We start from the raw sequence: 22,969 nt of genomic DNA, 5'->3' as shown, positions 1-22,969 counted from the left end.
CGCCGCCGATAAAGACCCCGGCTTGATTGGCCAATCGATGCATGTCGAAAAGGAAGGCTCAAACGGCAAACCGCATGAATTTTATCTGGCCCATTGGTTAGCATCAGCTGTCATCGACAATGTAGGCCGGGCAAGCACCGACTAATCAAGGAAGAAGAGATGCAGCAATATGACGTTGCGGTATTAGGTCGGCGTTGTCGCAGTCCAGGACCACCTCGGCGTATCAGAAAGCGCGAAAAAGGATTGACCGTCTGTGCGGCGGGCTGATTTTGGCGTTGAGCTTACGGCAGTTGACCCAAGTCCGGAACTGAACATGAGAAAACTGGAGTGTCGGCTATCGGCCAGAAGCAGTCAGTCAGACGTTTGCTCGCAACAGTTCGAGCAGAAGTTTGAATGCAGGCTTAGGCTGTCTGCGACTCGGATAGTAAAGGTGATACCCCGTGACGACCGGACACCAGTCTTCCAGAACACGTACGAGACGGCCGTCGTGAACCTGTTGTTGGACGACATCCTCCGGCAGGTGCGCCAGCCCGACTCCAGCTAACGCGAAGTCCAGCATCATGGGGACTGTATTGCAGACCATCTGACCCTCCGCCCGAACTCTCACGTCACGTCCGCCCTTTTCAAAGGGCCAAGACCAGAGGCCCCCTGATGTCGGGAGGCGAAGATTGATTCCGACATGCAGGGTGAGGTCATGAGGCGTAACAGGCTTGGGCCTGCGCTTGAAGTAGGCAGGTGAACCCACCACAGCCTGCCGGAAATCAGGACCTATACGTACGCCGATCATGTCCTTGGCCACCTGCTCGCCCAAACGAATCCCTGCGTCGTAGCGTTGCTCGACGATATCGATCAAGCCGTAGTCGTTATTGATTTCGACCGCGATCTCGGGATAGTTCAGCATCAGCTTGCTGACCGCAGGAACCAGAATCGTCGCAGAGGCATGCTCTACCGAGGTGATCCGCAATGTCCCAGCGGGTTTCCCGCTTAATTCGGAGAGATCGGCCAGCCCAGCCTCAATGCCTTCGAAATGGGGGCCTATCGAGCCCAGCAATCGCTCGCCCGCCTCTGTGGGTGACACGCTTCGCGTGCTGCGAGTCAGCAATTGCACTCCCAACTGCTCTTCGAGCCGCCTCAACGTCCGGCTCAGCGCTGGCTGAGAGGTGCCTAACTGGGCCGCCGCTTTGGTGAAGCTGCGTTCGCGCGCGACCGTCAGGAATGCAACCAGGTCATTAACGGTGTCCCGCATAATTGATACCAAACTGATATAGGTCCATTCCGATCATACCCCCTAATCATTTGTGGGGGGCGCTGCTAGATTGGTTTCACATTCAGTTCGAGTCACTCACATGAATCCGGTTTACGACTTCAACGGACAGGTAGCACTGGTAACCGGCGCGAGCGCAGGCATCGGTTTAGCTGCTGCACAAGCTTTTGCAAAAGCCGGGGCGAGCGTTGTGTTGGCGGACATCAACGAAGCTTTGCTGCAGAGCGAGGCCAGCAAACTGGTCGCTGCTGGATACAGAGTCAAGGCTATCACTTGCGATGTAGCCGACGAGACACAGGTGGCCAAGATGGTCGAGGACACTGTGGCTACCTACGGCCGGCTGGACATGGCCTTCAACAATGCGGGTATCGCCGGTCATTCCGGCGCATTGACCGCCGAGACCGCCGAGTCTTTCGACCGCCTGAACGCGATCAACTTGCGCGGTGTGTGGGCTTGCATGAAACACGAACTGGCCCAAATGGAACGTCAGGGCAGCGGCGCCATCGTGAACTGCTCATCTTTGGGCGGACTGGTGGGACAGGCTGATCGCGCCGCCTATCACGCCACGAAACACGGGGTTATCGGCCTCACCAAAAGCGCTGGCGTCGAATATGCATCTCGCGGAATTCGAGTGAACGCCGTGTGCCCAGGCGTGATTGACACCCCAATGTTTACGGATCTCCTTGAGCGCTCTCCAGAAGCGATGGAAGGCGTTAAACGCGACCAACCGATTGAGCGTTTAGGTCAGCCGGACGAGATTGCAGCTGCCGTGCTCTGGTTGTGCAGCTCGGCAGCCAGCTTCGTCGTTGCGAGTGCGTTGCCCGTCGATGGCGGTTTCACTGCCCACTAATTTGCAGATCGCAAATTCACTCACCCAGGAGTTCTCATGGACAGCAAAAAGCCGGTCTCCAACGCAGACGTCTTCGGTTCAATCGGTCGTCGCCAGTTCGTGACCAAGGCCACGCTTGCCGGCGCTGTGTTGGCGGTCGGTGCTTCTGCATGGGCAGGCTCATCTACCCCGGAAGGCTATACGCAGGACTCGAAAACACCTCGCAAAAGGAATCTAAAAATGACCAAACGTCATCTCGGTGACCTCGAAGTCTCCGCCATTGGGGCAGGCTGCATGAGCATCAGTGCGAACTACGGCCCTCCTGCGGATATCGATCAGGGCATCCATACCCTTCGTACAGCCTTCGAAAACGGCGTCACCTTCTACGACACCGCTGAAGTATATGGCCCCTACACTAACGAAGAGCTGGTCGGCAAAGCGCTCAAGCCATTCCGTGACCAAGTGAAGATCGCAAGCAAATTTGGCTTTGCTATCGACGGCACTATTGCCTTGAACAGCCGTCCAGAACACATCAAAAAGGTCGTAGAGGAATCGCTCAAACGGTTGCAGACCGACCGTATCGACCTCTATTACCAGCACCGGGTCGATCCCAATGTACCGATTGAGGACGTCGCCGGCGCGATCAAGGATCTCATTGCCGAAGGCAAGATTCTGCATTTCGGCCTGTCGGAGGCCAGCGCGAAAACCATACGCCGGGCTCATGCCGTGCAGCCCGTGTCAGCCATCCAGACAGAGTATTCATTCTTCCATCGAGACCCTGAGCACAACGGCGTGCTCGCCGCCTGCCAGGAACTGGGAATAGGTTTCGTTCCATGGGCTCCGCTCGGGGAAGGCTATCTGAGCGGAAAAATGGATGCGCATACCAAGTTCGATTCCAAGACCGATTTCCGAGGGCCGTTCCCGCGCATGTTTCCTGAAAACATGAAGGCGAACATGCCGGTTGTGGACATTTTGAGGAGCGTTGCTTCTGCTAAAGGCGGCACGCCGGCCCAAATCGCCATTGCCTGGCTGCTTGCTCAGAAGCCTTGGATTGTTCCGATCCCCGGCACCCGCAGAGTCGATCACCTGACTGAGAACCTGGGTGCGCTGAACATCGAATTGACAAGCAATGACCTTCTCGCGATGGAACAGCAGTATTCCAAATTGACAGTGCATGGTGAGCGTATGTCAGACATGCATATGCAGCAGATTGATCGGTCCTGAGAGGCCGATGTAGCGGCTTATCGGTCGGGTTCGCACACTGTGTTCCGACCGTGCCTGCTTCTCGCTGTATAGCGATAGAACGAAACGGAGACTCTCAATATGACCGAAGGATGCCGAGCATTTGAAGCGGTGGTCCGTGAACGTAGAGCCACCCGACAATTTCTTCCGACACCACTCACCGCTGAGCAGATCCGGGCGGTTTTAGCTGATGCCCAGGATGCCCCGTCCAACTGCAACACGCAGCCTTGGCTGGCTGAAATCCCCATCGAACGCCGGTATTGACGAACCACACTGGTCGGAGATCTGGATGAAAATCGCCCTTCGTGCCCTACGTGGCGCAACGCTCGACTCGGTCCCCGGCACGGAGCCCGCTCCAGGGCGCTGCCGAGGACGCCGAGCGCTTGCGAAGGGACGGGCCATATCGTTCGACAGGCGGCGCAGGTCAGACCTGAGCCATGCCACCGTCGACCGGCAGCTCGGCTCCGGTGATGTAACTGCTTTGGTCGCTTGCAAGGAACAGCGCGGCCGAGGCTATTTCATCTGCCCGCCCCATGCGTCCGAGCGGGATCAGCTTCGTCAGCGTCTCGCGCACCTCCTCGGACGCCGCCGCCATCATGGCGGTGTCGGTTGGCCCCGGGGCCACCACGTTGACGCGGATGTTACGGATAGCCAGCTCATTGGCCCAGGTTCGCGCGAATGAGCGTACGGCGGCCTTGGTCGCTCCATAGACGCCATAGCCTTTGGTGCCGATCGCATCGGCAATTGAGCCTACCAGCACGATTGAACCACCATCCGGCATGATCGCCGTTGCGGCCTTGGCGGCAAAAAGCAGCGCACGCACGTTGAGGTCGAACGTCCTGTCGAAATGATCCTCGCTGATGTCATCGAGTGTCGCGAACTCGGAGATACCGGCGTTGACGACGAGCACATCCACCCGTCCTGCCTCACTGCTCACCGCCTCGAAGAAGGCAGCGAGCGCCGTCAAGTCGGAAGCATCGACGCGACGAGGGTACAGCCTGCCGGCACCAAGCTCGACGCCTCCCTCTTCGGCGCGACGACTTGTGGCGTAAACGGTCGCCCCTTCCGTCGCGAATCGTTCTGCGATGGCACCACCAATACCACCATGGCCACCGACCACTACGGCAATTTTGTCTGAAAGAGTGCTCATACGTCCTCCCATCGTGAATGATGACGAACAAGCTATCATTCTTATATCTAATCACAAGAACGCACCTGATGGTGCTTAGATATCGAGGTGTATACCCATGTCCAAAGACGTTCTCGAACTGCCGCTCGATGTCACCGCGACGCGGCCTATTCTCGAACATATCGCCAATAAGTGGACGGTGCTGATCCTGAGTGTCCTTTGCACGCAACCGGCACGGTTCAACGATCTCAAGCGCCGGCTTGATGGCATTACCCACAAGGCGTTGGCTGACGCATTGAAGCGTCTGGAGCGCAACGGCCTCATCAGTCGAAAAGTGCTGCCGACGCGGCCAATCGGCGTCGAGTACACCATTACCGACCTTGGCTGCTCACTACGCGAACCATTCGCCGCCCTTTACAACTGGTCGCTTGCCTACGGTCCCGCGCTGGAAAGAGCGCAACTTGCATATGACACATCAAGAAAGAACGAAGTGTTGGAAGAGGACATTTAACAACAGAGGGCATGCGGCTTTCTCTGCACATGTTCACCAAGTGCGATCACTGCGACCTGGATGCTAAAGGCTCCTGAACGTTTCCGTCACGAGCTATAGCGTGCTTGATGAGAAGGTCTTGAAGATCAGCCTACGTGAAGGGGTCGTGCAGATTTACCCCCAGCATATCGTTGTCTAAACAGATCAGCACTCAGCGTGGATAGTGCCGAGCCGAAAAGCGAGTCGTATTGAGCTCAATTCAGCGAGCATCCAACATATCCCGTCCAGCCGCCAACCCACTCAACCACAAGGACACCCATGCTCACTTCTCTAGTGCTGCAGGGCCAGCCGGCCACACCCGAACCATCCGAAGCGTTGGTTCCATGGTGGAGTTTCACGAAGACGGTTCTGGCTGTTACAGCGCTTTCACTGGTGCGTGACGGGTTTGTTGAACTGGATACGGAGGTTCTCGGCCAGCGTTTTACGTTGCGCCAGTTGCTGCGGCATGAGGCGGGCCTGGCCGATTACGGCGAACTTGCGGAGTATCACGCCGCCGTTGCGAATAAAGAACGCGCGTGGTCGGCAGATGAAATGATGCAACGCCTTGACGGCTTTCGCCTTCGATACGAACCCGGGACGGGCTGGCGCTACTCCAACGTGGGCTATTTGCTGATTGGCAGGCTTATCGAACAGCTGACTGACCTGCCCCTTGAGGAAGCCGTGGCTGAGCGAGCACTGACGCCTCTCGGTCTGTCTGACGTCCGCTTTGCGAGAACGCAGGCAGACCTGCAAACGACGGTGCCCGGAATCCCCGCAGATTACGATCCCGCCTGGGTTTACCACGGATTGCTCATCGGTTCTGTGGCGCACGCAGCACTGTTCCTGGATCGACTTTTCCACGCAAATCTGATTTCCCGCGAGTTGCTCGAGCAGATGCAAACAGCACGAGCGCTGGGCGGCCCGATCGATGGACGACCCTGGATCGGCCCGGGTTACGGCCTGGGCGTCATGAAAGGATCAGTCGGCGGCGGACTGTCTCTCTGTGGACACACAGGATGCGGACCGGGCAGTGTCATCGCCGTCTACCGCCTGGTCGACGGAGATACGTCGGCCTGCTGTGCTGCATTTGACGCAGGCGCCACTGAGGGAGATGTTGAAAACTTCGTGACCGAGCGACTGATAAACGCTGTGCGATCGCACGCGACCTGAGGTCACTGTCATCTGCCGCGGCACCTGGGCGATGCCTGGGAGCGACGACCCTCGCTCCCGCCGCAAACCAAGCCCCTCAATGCCCATCGCGCAGAAGGCTCAGCGATTCGACCAACCCTCCACGGTGCGTACCAGCTCGGTGAGGTCGCGTCCGCCGCCGTCCTGCTGTGCGGCCACGTTCCACAGTTGACGCGCCGCGTTGCCCAGCCACATCGGCACGCCCAGCGCCTGGCATTCCTCGACGGCCAGGCCGACGTCCTTGCACACGCTTGAAATCGGGAAGCCAAAGTCGAACGTGCCGGGCAAAACGTGCCTGGGAAATTTGTCCATCGTCGCGCCGTTCTTGCCGCTGCCCGCGTTGATCACCGCCATCATGACTTCGGGGTCCAGGCCGCCTTTCACGCCTGCGACGTAGGCTTCGCTGGTGATGGCGAACGCGGTGGTCGAGAGCATGTTGTTGAGCAGCTTGAGCAACTGTCCCTGCCCCGGCAGTTCGCCGACGATGAACACTTTGCCGAACACGTCGAACAGCCCACGTACTCGCTCGACTGCCGCCGGTTTGCCCGCGACCATCAGCGCCAGCGTGCCCTTGTTCGCGCCCGCTGCGCCGCCACTGACAGGCGCGTCAACGGTGTCGATGCCTCTCGCCGCCAACCCTTCGGCGACGTCCTGCTCGGCCCGGGAGCCTACGGTGGAGAGGTCCACCAGAATGCGCACCGTATTGCCCTCGATGATCCCGTCGGCGCCCAGTGCCACGGCCTTGAAAATCGCCGGGCTCGGCAGGCTGGTGAAGACGATTTCGGCGCTGTCGGCCACTTCCCGAACGCTGCCCGCGACCCGCGCACCCAGGGCGCCGAGCTCATCCAGCGCGCCTTGATCCTTGTCGTAAATCACCAGCGAATGGCCCTGCTCCAGAAGTCGGCGCGCCATCGGCCGCCCCATGACGCCGACGCCGACGAAGCCCAGTGGTTGATTGCTCATGATGGTTTCCTGCCTGTCAGAGACTCGCCAGGCGCATCAGCGCACCGGCATCGTTTGAGTGTTCCAGTTTCCACAACGCGTCTATCAACGGTTGCGGTTCGCACCCTGAACGGCCGTAGGCCGCGAGGTCGCGCAGTTTGTCTTCGAGAAAATGATCACTGAGCGGCGCGTCGAGGCTGCCGAGGGAAACGTCGAGGGTTCGGGTGAGGACCGAGCCCGAGTGAAAGACGATCCGCACCTGTGCCGACTCCACCGGATAATCGGCGTCGTCCACGAACTGCAAGCGCCCGTACAGCGCGCGCAGCCGTTGATCACTGACCGCTGCGTCGCTGAATTCGGCCAGCCCCGCCCTGCCCGTCGCCAGGCTGACGGCCACGGCATGTTGCGCGCTGACCTGGGATTGTCGACCCAGGCGTATGTCGGGCCGATCCGTGCGTTGACGCAATAACGGATGCCCCGTGAGTTCGATGCGTTCGATGTCTTCGAGCGCCCAAGTGCGATCCCGCGCCAGTTCGAGGCAGGCCTGGATGACCGGGTTGAGCACCACACCGCAGGGATAAGGCTTGTAGGTGTTGGCCGACAAGGCCCAGCGCTCGCCCAGACTGGTGTTGATTTCGTCCAGCCGTGGCTGCTCGCCGAAGACGTTCAGAAAGCCCCGCTCCCCCTCCAGCGGCTGATCTGGCCCGGCGAAACTGTCTTGCGCCAGCAAGGCCGAGAGCAGGCCATTGCGCGCGGCGTTGCCGACGCCGATGCTCTTGGCCGCGCTGCCGAGGGTTTCCACCAGCCCGCTGGCCTGTGCGCTGGCGTTGCCGAACGCCCACACCAGTTGCCGGGCATCGAGGCCCAAGACCTTGCCGACGCCGGCAGCCGCGCCAAACACGCCGCAGGTCGAGGTGATGTGCCAACCGCGCCGGTAGTGTTCGGGGGAAATGGCCATGGCGATGCGGCATTCGACTTCGACGCCCAGCACGAACGCCAACAGCAGTTGCTCGCCGCTGATCACGCGGGTTTCCGCCAGGGCGAACAGCGCTGCGGCCACGGGCGCCGTGGGGTGCAGAATCGTCGGAATGTGCGTGTCGTCGTAGTCGAAAACGTTGGCGCTCATGGCGTTCAGCGACGCCGCGTTGAGCATGTCCATGACCTCGGCGCGACCTATGACGTGAGCCTCGTCACCCGCGTTGAAGCGCGAAAACAGCGTGGCGGCCTTGGCCACGTCCGGGTCGCTGCAGCCTGCCAGAGACACTGCGAAATAATTGACCAGCGCGCGATGGGCTTCGTGTCGTACGTGGGCGGGAATGTCCGACCAGGTCGCACGTTCGATGAAGTCCGCAAGTTGATGGCTAAGGGTTTGAGTCATGGGGTATCCATTTTCTGAAGTTAGACGCTGTCACCACTGCGGGCGCTTTGGTTTGCACGGCTCATCCCGCCATCCACCCATCGTCCACCGGCAGCGTCGCGCCGGTGATCGAGCTGGCCGATTCGCTGCACAGATAGACGATCAGATCGGCCACGTGACTGGCCTCGATGAAGCGCCCGGTGGCCTGTTTGCCGTGCAGGAATTCCACGGTCGCGGTCTGGCGGTCGAGCTGCTTTTCAGCCATCAGCGCGGTCAGTCGGCTTTCGATGTTTGGGGTCAGCACCGAGCCAGGGCACACGGCGTTACAGGTGATGCCCTGGCCCTGAGTTTCCACCGCCACGGCGCGGGTCAGGCCCAGCAGCGCGGTCTTGGTGGTCACGTAATCGATGCGGTTGGCGATGGCCCGCGAACCGTAGGCGGACGACAGATTGAAAATCCGCCCCCACTGGCGTTCGCGCATGCCCGGCAACACCCGCTGAATCGCCAGAAACGCCGCCGTGACATTCACCGCCAGGGCCTGATCCCAACGCGCGAGGGGGAACTCTTCAAGTGGGGCAAAATGTCGAATCACCGCATTGTTCACCAGCACGTCGACCCGCCCTGCCGATGCGATCAACGCCTCGACACCCGCTGGCGTGGACAGGTCCGCGCGCACATAGCGCACCTGCACATCGTGGGCGCGCATCAGGTCCTCGCACGCCTGGCGCACCGTGTCAGGCGCAGCCAGACCGTGCAAGACCACGTCGTACCCCGCTGCGGCCAGGCCTTTGCCCATCGCCAGCCCGAGGCCGTCCGATGACCCGGTCACCAGTGCCGTGCGCCCCTTCATACGCCGGCTCCGTGGGCGTCGATGCGCACCGCGAACGAAGGATTGCTCGCGTCAACGGGCGCGAAGCGATTCATCACGTCTGGGTCATGACCGGGAATTACCACCGCCCCGGGACGCTGCAACCATTCGCGAATGCGTTCGTAACCCCGATACATGTCCGCCAGGCTATCGAGCACCGCGAACGGCCGGTCCTGCTCCAGTTCGTCGTAATAGTGAATGGCGTCCGAGGCGAGGATCACCGGGCCTTCAGGCATTTCCACCACCACGGCCATCTGCCCCGGCGTGTGGCCACCGAGTTCGTACAGTTCGATGCCAGGAATCAGCGTGTTCTGCGGCGCGTCGAGCAGTGTGATGCGGCCTTCGCGGTGCAGCGCCTGAATGCGTTCGATGTCGAGCGGGTCGATGTGGTGGCCGTACTGCGGGCGCTTGCCCATGTCGGTACCCCAGAATTCGAACTCCTTGCGCGACATGACGATGTTCGCGTTGGGGTACAGGCCCAGGTTCCCGGCGTGGTCGTAATGGGCGTGAGTCAGCACCAGCAATTTGACGTCATTGGGGTCGATGCCGAGCCGGGCCAATGCATCCGCGGGCGCGACGACGGGTTGCCGTTTACGGGCGATGGCCGCTTCCGGGCTGAAACCGGTGTCGATGACGATGGTCTGCTCGGCGCTGCGGAAGATCCAGAAAAAATAGTCCATGGTCATCTCCGCATCCGGTTCGCGGTAGGCGCGGAAGTTGTAATAGCACTCGCTTTTAGTGGTCTGCCGGGTGCCGTACCGCACCACGATCACTTCGGGGTCGGTCCAGTTCGGTCTGACGGTCGATGGCGTGTTCATGGGAAAACTCCAGATAAGGTCGGGATTCAGGGCTTGATTTCTTGCGGCATTGCCTCGGACGCAGCCACCGGCAGCGGCGCCGTGGCGATGTCTTCCAGGGACCGATTCTTGGTTTCCGGGCCGATGGACCCGACAATCACGGCTTGCAACAGCAGGGTGCCGACGATCAGCGTGATCACCCCGACAATGCCGAAACCGGCGAACACCGATGCGATGGCGTACGGCACGAGGATGTTCACGCCGCGCCCGATGGCGTTGCACAACCCGGCACCGCGCAGGCGCAGCTCGGTGGGAAACAGCTCCGGCACGTAACTGGCCACGCTCAACGACGACAGGACGTAGATGCAGGCGGTGATGGCGAAGCCGGCAGCGATGATCGCGGTTTCCGATTCGGCGAACGGATAGCTGACGCCGAAGCCAATCCCCACCAGCGAAAACAGGACGATCCCCCATTTGCGCCCCAGTCGCTCGGCCAGCGCGAAGGCGATCAGCGAACCCAGCGGCCCGCCGGCGAACATCAGCGTGGTCAGGCCCAGCGAGTTGGACACGCTGTGGCCCTGCTGCACCAGAAAGGTCGGGATCCAGCTGACGAATGCGTAGTTAACCGTGAACAGCGCGACCAGCACGCTGATGCCCGTGATCGTGCGGGTCAGCAGCCGCCGGGAAAACAGGTCGCGTATCCGGGCTGGCGAGGTGTCGACGGTCGAGGTGATCTGCACGGGCGGGGCACTGCCGGGGGTCACGCCGCACCGCGCTTCGATGGTGGCGACGATCTTTTCGGCCTCTGCCTGCCGCCCTTGGGACGCCAGCCAGCGTGGCGATTCGGGCATGTTTTTGCGCAGGAACCAGACGATCAACGCTCCCACCCCGGCGATGGCAAACATCCAGCGCCAGCCGAAACGGGGAATGATCAGCCATCCGAGGAAGGCCGCCAGAAACAGCGAAGTGTTGATGATCAGGTTGAGAATGGTGCCGAAGCGACCGCGCCAGGCGGCGGGGATGAATTCGCTGAGGGTGCCGTAACCCACGACGATCTCGGCGCCCATGCCGACGCCCATCACCAGTCGGAAGAAGATCAGCCAGTACATGTTCGGGGCCAGCGCGGCGGCAATCGAGGCGAAGCCGTAGATGCCGAGGTTGAACTGATAGGTGAATCGACGCCCGAAGCGATCGCCCAGTACGCCCGACAGCCACGCCCCCGCCATCATGCCGATGAACGTCACCGAGACGAAGGTGGCGTTCAGCGCCAGTGTCGATTCATGGCTGTTGATCAGTGCGGCGAGCACTGAGCCGGCGATGTAAATGTCGAACGAGTCGAAAAACATCCCGGCCGCGATCAGACCGAGCAAACGGTAGTGAAAGCCCGACAGTGACAGCCGATCCAGGCGCAGACCAATGCTGGATGCTGCGTTCATGTGCGTTCCTCTTCGTTATTGTTATAGGAATCCGGGGCGCAGCGTTATCGAGGATGATTGCGCGGCGCATCCAGCGCCTGCTCCAGCAGCGGCGCGGCCAGCTGGGCGCCATGGATGCCGATGACACTGACGATCTCCAGCATTTCCATGATCTCCTCTTTCGTTGCGCCGTAACGCAGTGCGTTGCGCATGTGCAGCTTGAGGCCGGGCACGTAGAGGTGCGTGGCGGCAGCGTCGAACGCGCAATACATCAGCTCCTTGACCTTGGGCTCCAGCACGCCGGTGCGCCACGGCACCGAGGAAAATTCGACGTAGGTCTCGAACATGTCCGGGTCCAGTTCCAGCAAGCCCTCCCAGGACGGATGCCAATAGCCCCGGTTTTCGATGAAGCTCGCTTTCAGCGCTTCGCGCCGCGCATCCAGCAGTTGCGGGCCGGTGCGCATGCCCTCTTCTTCCAGCACTTCCAGCAACACCGGCACGCCGACGTTGGAGGCGTGAATGCCGACCGTGCTGATCAGTTCCAGCACCTCGGTCAGCTCCTCGCGGGTCGCGCCGTGCTGAATGGCCGCCTGAATGTGTTCCTGAATGCCGGGTTGGAACAGGTGCGTGGCGTTGGCACTGGCGACGAGGGCAATGAACGACTTGACCTTGTCTGGCAGGTGATTCTTCTGCCACGGCACTGAGGCGAAACCGGCGTAGGCTTCGACAAAGCCGGGGTCCAGACGCAGCAGACTGTCCCAGCCGGCATTCCAGGTGCCGTAACGTTCAAACGCGGCTTTGGCCTGTTGTTGTTTTTCGGTGAGGCTCATGGTGCTTCTGTCTCCTCAATGTTCTGTTGGCGGTCGCATGCGGTGTGTCTGACGCTCCACGTTTGCCTGATGTTGCTGCCGCTGCGCGCCAGATCGCGAGCAAGGTGGAGCGCTACCCCGGTACTCCTACGGCCTCCGGCCAGAATCAAAAGCTTGAATCACACCTCACTCTGCTTCTGGCGCAGGCGTAGGAGCGTGGCTTGTCCCGCGATCGGCCGCGAAGCGGTCGTGAAACCATGCGACCCGGTCGTATCAGTCAGATCGCGTGCCCAGGGTTGGCTGCCGGTCCCCGGCAGATCGCGGGACAAGCCACGCTCCGACAGTGAACAGCCCGTACTACTCAATCCGCCCCACGCAGATAATCCACATCCGCCACCGCTTCCTGCCACACGGTCTTGCCAATGGAGGTGGCGGTGTGGACCATGAAGTTGGTGGTATTGGCGCCGTGCCAGTGCCGCTCATTGGGTCCGATCCATACGGTGTCGCCCTGACGGATGGGCTGTGGCTCGCTGCCTTCCAGACAGATCCAACCGCTGCCCGACGTCACGTACAGCACCTGCCCCTGCTCGTGGTAATGCCAGTAAGTGCGCGCCCCGGGGTTGAACGAGACGTTGTTGATGGTCACCCCATCCGTAGTGGGCATGACCGGGTCGGCCCAGACCACGCCGGTAAACGTCGCGCCACGCTGTTCGGAAATCGCGCCTTCCACAGCGCCGTGAAAAACCTTCATGCCTTGTCTCCTTTGTTGTTCGTTGTGGCCGATTCGTGCAGGCGTACTCCACCGGACAGGTCGCCGATGGCGTCCACCACGCGGTTGCTGATCAGGTCGCCGTAGCCGAGCGCCGTTTGCAGGCCGAAGCTGGCCAGCGGACCCGATGCATTGAGCGAGGCGACGCCCAGTTCGCGGACGCGGTCGAGGTACAGGACCACGTCCTTGGTCATCAACTTGCCGGTCAGGCCGCCTTCGAGGTAGTTGCCATCGACGATGTGCGGGAAGCGGTTGAGCGTGGCGAAATTCACCCCACTGCTGCTGTTCAACACGTCGAGCAAACGATGCAGGTCGAGGCCCGCCTTCTTGCCCGCGACCATGACCTCGGCCGTGGCCGCCAGGCTGACGGCATTGAGGAAGTTGTTCAGCAGTTTGGTGGTGTGGCCGGCGCCGCTTTCGCCCATCAGGTACACCTTGCTGGCGATGGGTTTGAACACCCAGGCCAGGGCATCGACAGTCGCGCTGTCGCCTCCGACCATCAAGGTCAGCGCGCCCTTTTCCGCCGCCGCCGCGCCGCCGGAAATCCCGGCGTCGACGTACTGCACGCCGCGCTCGGCGAACAGCCCGTGCAGGCGCATCGTCGAACTCGCCGCCGCGGTGCTCAAATCAACGATCACTTGCCCCTCGCGGCACTGCGACAGGAGTCCGTTCGGCCCTTCGACGACGGCCTCCACCACCTTGCTGTCCGGCAGCGACAGCAGCACCACGCCGGCCTCGGCCGCCACCTCGGCAAGCGATTGCGCTACCTGTGCGCCAGCGGCCCTGACCCGCTCGGCGTCGGTGTCATAGCCGAGCACGCTCAGCCCGGCGTTCACCAGGCAGTGCGTCATGCGCCCGCCCATGTTGCCCAGACCGATGAAACCTACGGTTTTGCTATTCACGACAGCGCTCCTCACGTGCAGAGAATTCTAGAAATCCACGTCTTTGGTTTCCGGCCCCATGTAGGCGCCGATGGTCGCGATCACGCCGCCGATCACCAGCAGCACGGCCGGGGTCACGGTGAACGGCATGAACTCGCCGAGCCAGGCCATGTAGAAGGCGTAGAACGACGGGATGATCACTGACAGGCTGAACCCGACACCGAAACCGGTGGCGCGCACGTCGGTCACGAACCGCTCGTTGATGTAGGTCACGATCACGCCCCACGGCGCGGTCACCAGCACCGAAAGCACGCAGACCAGCGTGATGATCACCGGCAGCGTGAGCCCCTGGACGTTGGCCAGGACGTACATGATCGCGGCGCCCAGCGTGGCGATGATCGGACCGAGAATGATGAAGAAGCGCCGGCGGCCGATCTTCTGCCCGATCATGCCGGACGCGATGTAACTGAAGAACAGCACCGAATACGCGATCAGCAGCGTACCGGTGACCTCCATGCCCGAGAGGTGCAAGGTGTTGCGCAGCAGGCCGGTGGGCAGAAAGATTGTGATGATGTTCTGGGTCAGCCAGAAGCCGGTCATCATCAGCAGCACTTGCAGCAGGTTGCGCCCGCTCTTGCCCCGCAGCAGATCGGTGAGCGGCAGCTTCTCGCGGGGTTTGTTGCCCGCTTCGCTTTCCCAGATTTCCGACTCCGACACCGCGTAGACGTAATACAGCGCCAACACACCCGCCAGCACGGCACCGATCACGAACGGAATGCGCCAGCCCCATTGCACGTAAGGCGAGCCGGGGCCGTCGAGGGGGAACAGCATGAACATCAGCATCGCCACCAGGTTGATGCTGACGTAGGCCAACGGGAAGCCGGCGATGATCAAGCCGCCAACGAACCCGCGTTGATGCTTTTTCGAATACTCGATCGCCAGCGGCATCGCACCGGTGTACCCGCCGCCGAGAAAAATGCCGTCGACGAAACGCAGCAGCACCAGCAACCAGTACGACGCAATGCCGATACTTTCATAACCGGGCAGCAGCGCGATCAGCAGCGTGACCACGCCGAAGCCGGACACCGAGTAGATCGACGCCATGCGCCGCCCGGTCTTGTCAGCGATCATGCCGAACAGCAAGGCGCCGATGGGGCGGCCCAGCAGCGTGGTGATGAACACCAGCGAGGCCAGAATCGCCGCCATGCCGGGCGACAGTTGCGCGGGCTGGAAATAGAACAACACCGGGGACAACACCACCACCGGCAAGTAGATGTCGAACATGTCGATGTATTCGGAGAAAAACGCGCCCTTGATGGCGTTCCTTCTCTTCTTCTCGATCGACTGTTCGGTTTCAGCCGCCGATCTGGCTGGGGCGTAGGTGCTCATGACGTTTTCCTTATAGTTATTGTCGGACGCAAGCATGGAGGTGGAACGTTCAGCTGGCGGTTTCGGCCTCGTACGCCTTGATCGCCTCGGACGCCACACGGAAGGCCGCCAGGCCCAGTGGCGCGCCGCAGTACACCGCGGCCTGCATCAGCACGGCGCGGATTTCTTCCCGGGTCACACCGTTGCGCAAGGCGCCGCGCACGTGAATGCCCAGTTCATGGTGCTGGCTCATGGCAGTCAGCATCGCGATGTTGATGATGCTGCGGGTCTTGAACGAGAGGGTCGGGTCGCCCCAGATCTCGCCCCAGCAGACCTCCGTGACCATCTTCTGCATGGGCCGGTTGAAGTCGTCGGCCGCGGCCCATGATTTCTCGACATGGCGATCGCCCAGCACTTCCTTGCGATTGTTGAAGCCTTGGTCGAAGCGTTCGTTGTTACTCGCGTTATCACTCATGTTCTTCTCACCTTTGTCGTACGATCGACTGATTGTCATACAGTTGAAACAGGCAAATTTTTTTTCAGCCGTGCCGTGATGCGATCGCTCGGCTCAACTGCCGTAGCCCACTACAGATTTGACTTCCAGGTACTCGCGCAAGCCGTATTCGCCCCACTCGCGGCCATTACCGGAGCGCTTCACGCCCCCGAACGGCGCGGCGAAATCGGCGGGCGGGTAATTCACATGCACGCTGCCGGCCTGTAACTGGCGCGCCACCTGACGCGCACGCTGTTGATCGGCTGATTGCACGTACGCCGCCAGGCCATAGTGGGTGCCGTTGGCGATGGCGAGTGCGTGCGCTTCACTGTCGTAAGCAATCATCGACAGCACTGGCCCGAAGATTTCTTCCTGCGCGATGGTCATGTCCGGCGCCACGTTGGCAAATACGGTTGGTCTGGCGTAGTAGCCCTTGTCGATGCCCGGCGGCAGTCCAACCCCACCGGTCACCAACTGCGCACCTTCGTCGATGCCGCTTTGAATCAGCGCCTGCACCCGACGCAACTGCGCCCGATTGACCAGCGGGCCAAGCTGGGTGTTTTCATCCGTCGTGGGTCCGACGCTGTAGCCTTCTGCGGCAGCCCTGGCTATCTGGATCGCGTCGTCCATCAGGTGGCGCGGAATCAGCATCCGCGTCGGGATCGAGCACGACTGGCCGCTGTTGGTGAAACAGGCGGCGACACCACGGGTCACGGCGTCCTGCAGGTCGACGTCGTCCAGCAGGATGTTCGCCGACTTGCCGCCCAGCTCCTGGGCCACGCGCTTGACCGTATCGGCGGCCGATCTGGCCACCAGCACGCCCGCGCGGGTCGAACCGGTGAACGAGAGCATGTCGATGTCCGGGTGTGCCGACAGCGCCGCGCCCACGCCCGGCCCGTCGCCATTGACCAGATTGAACACGCCGGGTGGCACGCCCGCCTCGTCCAGCACTTGTGCGAACAGCAGGCTGCTCAGCGGCGAATATTCGCTGGGCTTGAGGACCATGGTGCAACCCGCGGCAAGGGCCGGCCCGACCTTGACCACGATCTGGTTGATCGGCCAGTTCCACGGGGTGATCAGGCCGCACACACCGACGGGTTCGTGGCGGATCAAGGTGGTGCCCTGGGTTTCCTCGAACTGGAAGCGTTGCAGCACGTCGATCAGTTGATTGAGGTGCAGCCAGCCGCGCGGCACCTGAAATTTGCGGGAAAACGTGATGGGGGCGCCCATCTCGACGCGCATCGCCTGGGCGAACTCCTCCTGACGACGCTCGTAGATCGAAACGATGCGTTGCAGCAGCGCGATGCGCTCGGCGACGGATGTCTGGGCGTATTCGGGCAGCGCTCTGCGAGCGGCAGCCACGGCCCGGTCGACGTCGGTGACATCCCCCAGCGCCAGGCGCTCGACCACGGTTTCGGTGGCCGGGTCGATGACGTCGAACCATGAGGGCGACGCCGGTTCGACCCAGCGCCCGTCGATGTAAAACCTGTCAGCGTTTGACATGGGATCGGGCTCCTTCACTCGCCTTCCTTGGCCAGCATGCGGTACATCTCGGTGTGGTCGGTGGTGGGCGTGGCATCCTGCGCCACGTCGTTCCAGACCTTGATCGCGCTCTGGCCGAAGATCATCGGGTAATCCAGCGCGTCCGAAAGCCCCTTGGCGATTTTCAGATCCTTGTTCATCAGTTGCATCGAAAAGCCGGAGCCGAAGGTGCCGCTGAGCATGAATTGCCTGGCTTTGTTCAGCGAGGTGTTACTGCCGCCGCTCGAGGCGTTGAGCACGTCGACCATGACGCCGGGGTCGATGCCGAAGCGTTTGGCGACATGCAGCGCCTCCACCGTGGCCATCAAGCCCGCTGCCGACACGAAATTGTTCAGCGCCTTGGCCGCATGACCGGAACCGGCCTCGCCGATGTGCAGAATGTTCTTGCCCATGGCGTCGAGCACCGGGCGGCAACGCTGCATGACGTCGGCATCGCCACCCACCAGAATCGCCAGACTGCCGTCTACGGCGCGCTTTACCCCGCCTGAAACCGGCGCGTCGAGGTAGTGCAGGTTGAGTGTCTTGAGCTGCTGCCCCAGCTCACGGGATCGTGCCGGTTCCGAAGAACTCATGTCGATGACCACCGCCTGGGGCGCCAGGGATGCGGCCCAGCCGCCTTCGCCCAGCAACACGTTCTCGACGATGTTCGAGTTCGGCAGCATGGTGATGAGGATGTCGAGGGATCGGGCGTTTTCAGCGGTGAGGGCGCTGGCATTCAGCGTCGTCTGCACCTCATGCAGACGGCCGGCGTCGGCGTCAGCTAGAAACAGTTCGAATCCGGCTTTGGCCAGACAGGCCGTCATCGGAGTGCCCATCATGCCCAGTCCGATGAAGCCGATACGTTGCGGTTGCGTCATGTTCGTGCCCTTTGATTTTTATGTTCTTGTCAATGGCGTCGAGGCGGCGTCAGCAATTCCTGCGTGACGATCACCAGCAGGTGAAACAAAACTATAGGACTGTCATACAATCGGTCAATAGGCTAATTTACGCTTTCTTACCAGCGGCACCTGCTTGCATCCGTTGTCAGCAGCCCTTAACAGGAGAAGGAAAATGATCGTTGAATTGCGCACCTATCACTGTGCTCCCGGCCGTCTGCCGGCATTGCACGACCGGTTTACCAGCACGACGCTGGGATTTTTCGAGAAGTACGGGATCAGGCAGGTCGGTTTCTGGACCAACCTGACGGGGGCGACTAACCAGTCGCTGACCTATTTGTTGCAATGGGAGAGCCTGGCGGAGCGCGAGACGAAGTGGAATGCGTTCCAGGCGGACGCCGAGTGGATTGCCAAGCGCGCGGCGACTGAGGCGCAGGCGATCATCGTTGAGCGGATCGAGGTGCAGTTCATGGCGCCGACGGAGTATTCGGCGTTGCGATGAACAGGTGACCATCAAGGTCGTGTGAATGGCGCTGCTGCTGCAGCGCTCGTCATATCGCCGCAGCACATGCTGTCGACAACCGGCGGCGAGCCGTCACTCGACAGCATGCACTCCTGTCGCTGCCAGCAACTCAAGAACGTTTTTCGACGCGTTCTCGACGTGAAGCAACGCTGCAGCGCAGGCGCCTTCTTCGTCGCGCAGCTGAATGTTGCGGACGATTTCCTTGAGTTCGGCGAGGGTGTGAGGCATGCGCCCTTCGCGGCCCAATGACAAGGCGCGCAGAAGGCTGACGCGGTTGTTGAGTTGTTCGAGCATGCCGCCGACGACGCGGCTTTGTTCGATGTCGAGGAGCACGTGGTAGAAGCGCCGTTTGATGTCCAGCAAGGCCGTGCCATCGACGCTGGTGGTGCGCGACTGTTCGGCGAACTCGTCGAAGACCTCGCTCAGTTCGCCCACGTCTTCGTCGGTGGCGTAACGGACGAAGTTGCGCACCGCCAGGACTTCCAGCGCACCACGCACGTCATAGATTTGCACCGCATCTTTGGCATCCACCGACGCGACATACGCGCCGCGATGAGGCACCTGCTCCACCAGGCCTTCAGCTTCGAGCTGCCGCAATGCTTCGCGCAACGACGTGCGGCTCACGTCGAGCGCGGTGTACAGCTGTTGCTCGACCAGACGATCGCCGGGTTTGAAACGCCCCGAGATGATTTCATTGCGCAGTGCATCCTGCACTTGATGCCGCAAGGACGATGCCTGACGTAGTACTTTCATGCTGACTTCCTGAAGACCTGTAAATGCCTTGATGGCGACCCTCCTTGGATGAGAGCCACGTTAAACCTGCGGGCCGATCCTCATGATGCGACCCGTCGATAGCAATCGTATTGTATTACAGGAATTTTCGGGGAATTTAAATCAGCCGGTGCTCCGGTGGTCGTTCCAGACACGCCTATGCACCACGCCGGCGGGCATTCAGATCGGTCGCGCTTTGGTTCGATGGCAAGAAACGGAGTTTCTCATCGCCTGGTCGACGTCAAATTGGGCACTCCCTAACCCAAGGAGTCACCATGATTGATCCTCATGTCACCATCGAACCCTCGATCCTTTATTTCGGCACGCCCGTGGTTCTGATCAGCACGCAGAACGAAGACGGGACAGCGAATCTGGCGCCCATGTCTTCTGCCTGGTGGCTCGGATGGCGGTGCATGCTAGGCCTTCAGACCGCATCGAAGACGCCGCAGAACATGATCCGGACCGGACAATGCGTATTGAACCTGGCGTCGCCGGCGCAAGCCGATGCGGTTAATAAGTTGGCGCGTTTGACGGGCACCCAGACGATTCCCGAGCTGAAGCAGCGCCTCGGGTATTCGTACGAGCCTCACAAGTTCGAAGTGGCCGGACTGACCCCGATTGCCTCGCAGACCGTCGCCCCACCGCGCGTGCTTGAGTGCCCTGTTCAACTGGAAGCAGTCGTCATGATGCGTCACGGCATAATGGACGATGATCCCCAGGTCCAGGGCCTGATCTCAGCCTTCGAGGTGCGCATAACCCGTGTTCACGTGCATCCCGATTTGCTCATGCAGGGTCATGAAAACCGGATCGATCCGGCAAAGTGGCAACCGCTCATCATGAATTTTCAGAAGCTCTACGGTGTCAGCAGCACCGAGATCGTACCCTCGCGCCTCGCAGAGATCGAAGAGCAGCACTACCGTATGCCGGATGTCGACCTGGCACGCGAAGCCATCGCTTTAGCCGCCCGCGACTAGACCCAAGCTCGCGGGCTTCAGGTATGAACTCACGGTTGAGTCAAAAACCGGGCTGAACGATCAACCACCTCTTCCAGTCGGGTGTCCATCGCAAAATGCCCGGCGTCGAGAATTTCGATTTGCGCGCTGGGAAGGTCTCGTTTGAAGGCGTGGGCGCCCTCGACGATGAACGCCGGATCGTACTTGCCCCAGAGCACCAACGTGCGAGGCGCGTGGCTGCGCAACCAGGCCTGCCAGGCCGGATACGCCGCAAGGTTGGTGCGATAGTCGTAGATCAGTTCCATCTGAATGGCGGCCTCACCAGGACGGTTGAGGAAGGCCACTTCGTCCTGCCAGAGGTCGGGATCGTAGGCACTGACATCGGGGTCGGTTCCGATATGACGCGCTCGCGTCAGTTCGACCGACAGGTGCGCGGCTTGAAGCTTGGCTTCGTGGGCCGAACGGTTTTCCCAGTAGGCTTTCCGGGTCTCCCACATCTTGCCCAGACCTTCTGTGTAAACGTTGCCGTTCTGGAAGATCATCGCGGTCACTGCGTCAGGTCTGCTCATGGCCAGGCGCATGCCCACCGGTGCGCCGTAATCCTGCATGAACAGCGCGTACCGCTTGATGCCTACGGTGTCAGTGAAGTGCTCCATCAATTGCGCGTAATGATCGAAGGTGTAGCTGAACTGGCCGGGTGGCGGTGCGTCACTGTTGCCAAAGCCTGGGTAATCCGGCGCGATCAGGTGGAATCGATCACCCAAGCGTCGCATCAGTGCGTCGTACATCCGCGAGGAACTGGGGACGCCGTGTAACAGCAGCACCGCGGGAGCGTTGCGATCACCTATTTCGCGGTAAGCAATCTTCACCCCGTCCACCACAACGTCGCGGTAAGCCATTTGAGGCGAACTCTTTATTGAAGAATCGGCGACTGCCTGCTCCAGTCCAAACACCAGTGAGAGCATTAAAGCCAAGTAAGTTGTTGCGCGAAGAGACATGTCTGTAGCTCCTGAACAGGAACGTCGATGGATGTGCCGAACCTGCCGCTGAATGAGCAAATCGGCGTTGGCTGAATCATCCATGTATCCGCTTTTGATCAGAAGCCACGGTGCCGGCAATGCATCGTTTCAACAGATGAAATGATGCAACCTCGCGGCTGGGACGATTTCGCGGGTACGCTCGACCTGTTGGAACACGCTCTTCGCGAGCGCATCGAATCATGATCACCCTTGGGAAACACGACATTCAGCACTGATCCCCATCCGATAAGAGGCGATCCTCATGACCGCGCTAACCAAACACATCCTCGGCCAAAGCGGAAACCTGAGTTGGGGCACGCTCAGCTTCAGCCATCCACTGATCAGGGATCTGGCGTTGCCCTACTTCGACATCCACGCAGCCCTCCCCGGCCCTCACGTCGCGATCATTGCCGGCATGCATCCCAATGAAGTGGACGCCATGGAAGCGGCGCTGCGGCTCAAGGATCACTTCGCTGAATCGCTGCTACAAGGGTCGGTATCGATCCTGCCGGTGCTGAACATTCCGGGGCTGTTCGAGCACTCGGAATTCGTCTGCCCGGTGGACGGCAAGAACATCAATTTCCTCTCGCCGGGGGACCTTGAGGGGTCGTTCAGCCAGGTGCTGATCCATCAGGTGCTGCATGAGTGGGCGAAAGACGCCAACGTGTTCATCGACCTGCATGGCGGTGACCTGCGCGAAGACGTGGCGAAGTTCGTGATGTGCCAGTTGACCGGCGATGCCGAGTTCGATGCGCAGACCCGTGCGCTGGCCCATCAGTTCGATGCAGACAGCATCGTCGAATTCGTGGCGGATCAGACCAATAATCGCGGCCGCGCGACCAATGAACTGCCGTGGCTGGGGCGCCATGCCGTGATGGCTGAAGGGGGTGCCAACGGCGTGTTCGATGCAGCGTGCATCGAATTTCATTATCAAGGCGTGGTGAACATTGGTCGCGTTCTTGGATTGACTGCAAACGTTGCGCAGCTAGCCAAACAACGTCGAAACCTTGTCGTGCACAACTTTTTCAAAGTCGAGGCACCGATCAGCGCCAGGCTCTATCTGGACGTTTCGGCAGGTCAGCACGTCGCCGAGGGCCAGCGTCTTGGGGTGTTGAAGGACATCTTCGGCGAGCCACAGGCAGAGCTGGTGGCCGCTTATGACGGGCTCGTGCTGATGATCGTCAACCACCCGATCGTGAATGAGGGCGAATGGCTGATCAGCCTGGCGCCTCTGCATGGCAGCCCGTCGTGAGCAATCACTGCGGCGCTCTCGCGGAGGGATGTCAGGCGTCCCTCCGCTGCGTCGATGCTTTTGTCACCAAACTCGACGCCGCCGCCAAGCGGCCGAAACAGCGATTGCTGCTTCACCGGATCGTGGAACGGCTAAAGGTCGCAGTTCACTGCTT

Annotated in this window: 23 protein-coding genes; 7 read left to right on the top strand and 16 right to left on the bottom strand. The window is 60.9% G+C overall.

The window, feature by feature from the left end:
* Nucleotides 1-355: 355 nt before the first annotated feature.
* Nucleotides 356-1,246, bottom strand: coding sequence for a LysR family transcriptional regulator (locus AAGQ88_RS10640; RefSeq protein ID WP_342655268.1), 891 nt, complete (start codon nucleotides 1,244-1,246; stop codon nucleotides 356-358).
* Between the two features lie 100 nt (nucleotides 1,247-1,346).
* Here AAGQ88_RS10640 and AAGQ88_RS10635 point away from each other — a divergent pair, with 100 nt between their 5' ends.
* Together AAGQ88_RS10635 and AAGQ88_RS10630 are read left to right on the top strand one after the other, a co-directional pair.
* Nucleotides 1,347-2,114: an SDR family oxidoreductase gene (locus tag AAGQ88_RS10635; protein ID WP_342655267.1), complete on the top strand. Its 768-nt coding sequence runs from the start codon at nucleotides 1,347-1,349 to the stop codon at nucleotides 2,112-2,114.
* Nucleotides 2,115-2,333: 219 nt separating this feature from the next.
* The gene (locus AAGQ88_RS10630) at nucleotides 2,334-3,317 is read left to right on the top strand and encodes an aldo/keto reductase (protein WP_342655782.1); all 984 of its coding nucleotides are present in this window, start codon (nucleotides 2,334-2,336) and stop codon (nucleotides 3,315-3,317) included.
* Nucleotides 3,318-3,759: 442 nt separating this feature from the next.
* Here the strand turns inward: AAGQ88_RS10630 and AAGQ88_RS10625 are convergent, their stop codons facing one another.
* Complete coding sequence (locus AAGQ88_RS10625) at nucleotides 3,760-4,485, bottom strand: SDR family oxidoreductase (protein ID WP_342655266.1); 726 nt, start codon at nucleotides 4,483-4,485, stop codon at nucleotides 3,760-3,762.
* A gap of 97 nt (nucleotides 4,486-4,582) precedes the next feature.
* On the opposite strand from AAGQ88_RS10625, the gene AAGQ88_RS10620 reads away from it, so the two are divergent.
* Nucleotides 4,583-4,975, top strand: coding sequence for a helix-turn-helix domain-containing protein (locus AAGQ88_RS10620; RefSeq protein ID WP_285424618.1), 393 nt, complete (start codon nucleotides 4,583-4,585; stop codon nucleotides 4,973-4,975).
* A 297-nt stretch (nucleotides 4,976-5,272) separates the two neighbouring features.
* Nucleotides 5,273-6,163: a serine hydrolase domain-containing protein gene (locus tag AAGQ88_RS10615; protein WP_342655265.1), complete on the top strand. Its 891-nt coding sequence runs from the start codon at nucleotides 5,273-5,275 to the stop codon at nucleotides 6,161-6,163.
* A 99-nt stretch (nucleotides 6,164-6,262) separates the two neighbouring features.
* Here the strand turns inward: AAGQ88_RS10615 and AAGQ88_RS10610 are convergent, their stop codons facing one another.
* The 12 genes from AAGQ88_RS10610 to AAGQ88_RS10555 form a co-directional block, all read right to left on the bottom strand.
* Nucleotides 6,263-7,144, bottom strand: a complete 882-nt coding sequence (locus tag AAGQ88_RS10610) for an NAD(P)-dependent oxidoreductase (protein ID WP_342655264.1) — start codon at nucleotides 7,142-7,144, stop codon at nucleotides 6,263-6,265.
* Nucleotides 7,145-7,160: 16 nt separating this feature from the next.
* On the bottom strand, nucleotides 7,161-8,501 hold the full coding sequence (locus AAGQ88_RS10605; protein ID WP_342655263.1) for an MmgE/PrpD family protein: 1,341 nt from the start codon (nucleotides 8,499-8,501) through the stop codon (nucleotides 7,161-7,163).
* A 61-nt stretch (nucleotides 8,502-8,562) separates the two neighbouring features.
* Nucleotides 8,563-9,330 carry an SDR family NAD(P)-dependent oxidoreductase gene (locus AAGQ88_RS10600; RefSeq protein WP_342655262.1) on the bottom strand — a complete coding sequence of 256 codons (768 nt, stop codon included), beginning with the start codon at nucleotides 9,328-9,330 and terminating at the stop codon, nucleotides 8,563-8,565.
* Entirely contained in the window at nucleotides 9,327-10,166 is an 840-nt protein-coding gene (locus AAGQ88_RS10595) for an N-acyl homoserine lactonase family protein (protein WP_342655261.1), read from the bottom strand. The genes AAGQ88_RS10600 and AAGQ88_RS10595 overlap by 4 nt, the downstream gene beginning before the upstream one ends.
* Before the next feature lie 26 nt (nucleotides 10,167-10,192).
* Nucleotides 10,193-11,581 carry an MFS transporter gene (locus tag AAGQ88_RS10590; RefSeq protein ID WP_342655260.1) on the bottom strand — a complete coding sequence of 463 codons (1,389 nt, stop codon included), beginning with the start codon at nucleotides 11,579-11,581 and terminating at the stop codon, nucleotides 10,193-10,195.
* A 44-nt stretch (nucleotides 11,582-11,625) separates the two neighbouring features.
* Nucleotides 11,626-12,390: a carboxymuconolactone decarboxylase family protein gene (locus AAGQ88_RS10585; protein WP_342655259.1), complete on the bottom strand. Its 765-nt coding sequence runs from the start codon at nucleotides 12,388-12,390 to the stop codon at nucleotides 11,626-11,628.
* A 340-nt stretch (nucleotides 12,391-12,730) separates the two neighbouring features.
* Entirely contained in the window at nucleotides 12,731-13,120 is a 390-nt protein-coding gene (locus tag AAGQ88_RS10580; protein WP_285424609.1) for a cupin domain-containing protein, read from the bottom strand.
* A complete protein-coding gene (locus AAGQ88_RS10575; protein WP_342655258.1) occupies nucleotides 13,117-14,040 on the bottom strand; it encodes an NAD(P)-dependent oxidoreductase in 924 nt (307 codons plus the stop codon). The genes AAGQ88_RS10580 and AAGQ88_RS10575 overlap by 4 nt, the downstream gene beginning before the upstream one ends.
* A 27-nt stretch (nucleotides 14,041-14,067) precedes the next feature.
* Nucleotides 14,068-15,408: an MFS transporter gene (locus AAGQ88_RS10570; RefSeq protein WP_285424607.1), complete on the bottom strand. Its 1,341-nt coding sequence runs from the start codon at nucleotides 15,406-15,408 to the stop codon at nucleotides 14,068-14,070.
* Between the two features lie 49 nt (nucleotides 15,409-15,457).
* Nucleotides 15,458-15,862 carry a carboxymuconolactone decarboxylase family protein gene (locus AAGQ88_RS10565; RefSeq protein ID WP_285424606.1) on the bottom strand — a complete coding sequence of 135 codons (405 nt, stop codon included), beginning with the start codon at nucleotides 15,860-15,862 and terminating at the stop codon, nucleotides 15,458-15,460.
* Nucleotides 15,863-15,955: 93 nt separating this feature from the next.
* Nucleotides 15,956-17,383 (bottom strand): aldehyde dehydrogenase family protein, encoded by a 1,428-nt coding sequence (locus AAGQ88_RS10560; protein ID WP_342655257.1) that lies wholly within the window; start codon nucleotides 17,381-17,383, stop codon nucleotides 15,956-15,958.
* 14 nt (nucleotides 17,384-17,397) lie between these two features.
* Nucleotides 17,398-18,279, bottom strand: a complete 882-nt coding sequence (locus AAGQ88_RS10555) for an NAD(P)-dependent oxidoreductase (RefSeq protein ID WP_342655256.1) — start codon at nucleotides 18,277-18,279, stop codon at nucleotides 17,398-17,400.
* A gap of 193 nt (nucleotides 18,280-18,472) precedes the next feature.
* Between AAGQ88_RS10555 and AAGQ88_RS10550 the strand changes: the two genes are divergently transcribed.
* Nucleotides 18,473-18,799, top strand: coding sequence for an NIPSNAP family protein (locus AAGQ88_RS10550; protein ID WP_285424602.1), 327 nt, complete (start codon nucleotides 18,473-18,475; stop codon nucleotides 18,797-18,799).
* Between the two features lie 93 nt (nucleotides 18,800-18,892).
* On the opposite strand, the gene AAGQ88_RS10545 is transcribed toward AAGQ88_RS10550, so the two are convergent.
* On the bottom strand, nucleotides 18,893-19,573 hold the full coding sequence (locus tag AAGQ88_RS10545; protein ID WP_285424601.1) for a GntR family transcriptional regulator: 681 nt from the start codon (nucleotides 19,571-19,573) through the stop codon (nucleotides 18,893-18,895).
* Nucleotides 19,574-19,866: 293 nt separating this feature from the next.
* Here AAGQ88_RS10545 and AAGQ88_RS10540 point away from each other — a divergent pair, with 293 nt between their 5' ends.
* Nucleotides 19,867-20,565 (top strand): flavin reductase family protein, encoded by a 699-nt coding sequence (locus AAGQ88_RS10540; protein ID WP_342655255.1) that lies wholly within the window; start codon nucleotides 19,867-19,869, stop codon nucleotides 20,563-20,565.
* A 29-nt stretch (nucleotides 20,566-20,594) separates the two neighbouring features.
* Here the strand turns inward: AAGQ88_RS10540 and AAGQ88_RS10535 are convergent, their stop codons facing one another.
* On the bottom strand, nucleotides 20,595-21,443 hold the full coding sequence (locus tag AAGQ88_RS10535) for an alpha/beta hydrolase (protein WP_342655254.1): 849 nt from the start codon (nucleotides 21,441-21,443) through the stop codon (nucleotides 20,595-20,597).
* A gap of 382 nt (nucleotides 21,444-21,825) precedes the next feature.
* On the opposite strand from AAGQ88_RS10535, the gene AAGQ88_RS10530 reads away from it, so the two are divergent.
* Nucleotides 21,826-22,815: a succinylglutamate desuccinylase/aspartoacylase family protein gene (locus tag AAGQ88_RS10530; RefSeq protein WP_342655253.1), complete on the top strand. Its 990-nt coding sequence runs from the start codon at nucleotides 21,826-21,828 to the stop codon at nucleotides 22,813-22,815.
* Nucleotides 22,816-22,969 lie beyond the last annotated feature (154 nt).

The organism is Pseudomonas sp. F3-2, from assembly GCF_038804275.1.
Taxonomy (GTDB): Bacteria; Pseudomonadota; Gammaproteobacteria; order Pseudomonadales; family Pseudomonadaceae; genus Aquipseudomonas.
This window is presented reverse-complemented; position numbering and strand designations above follow the sequence as displayed.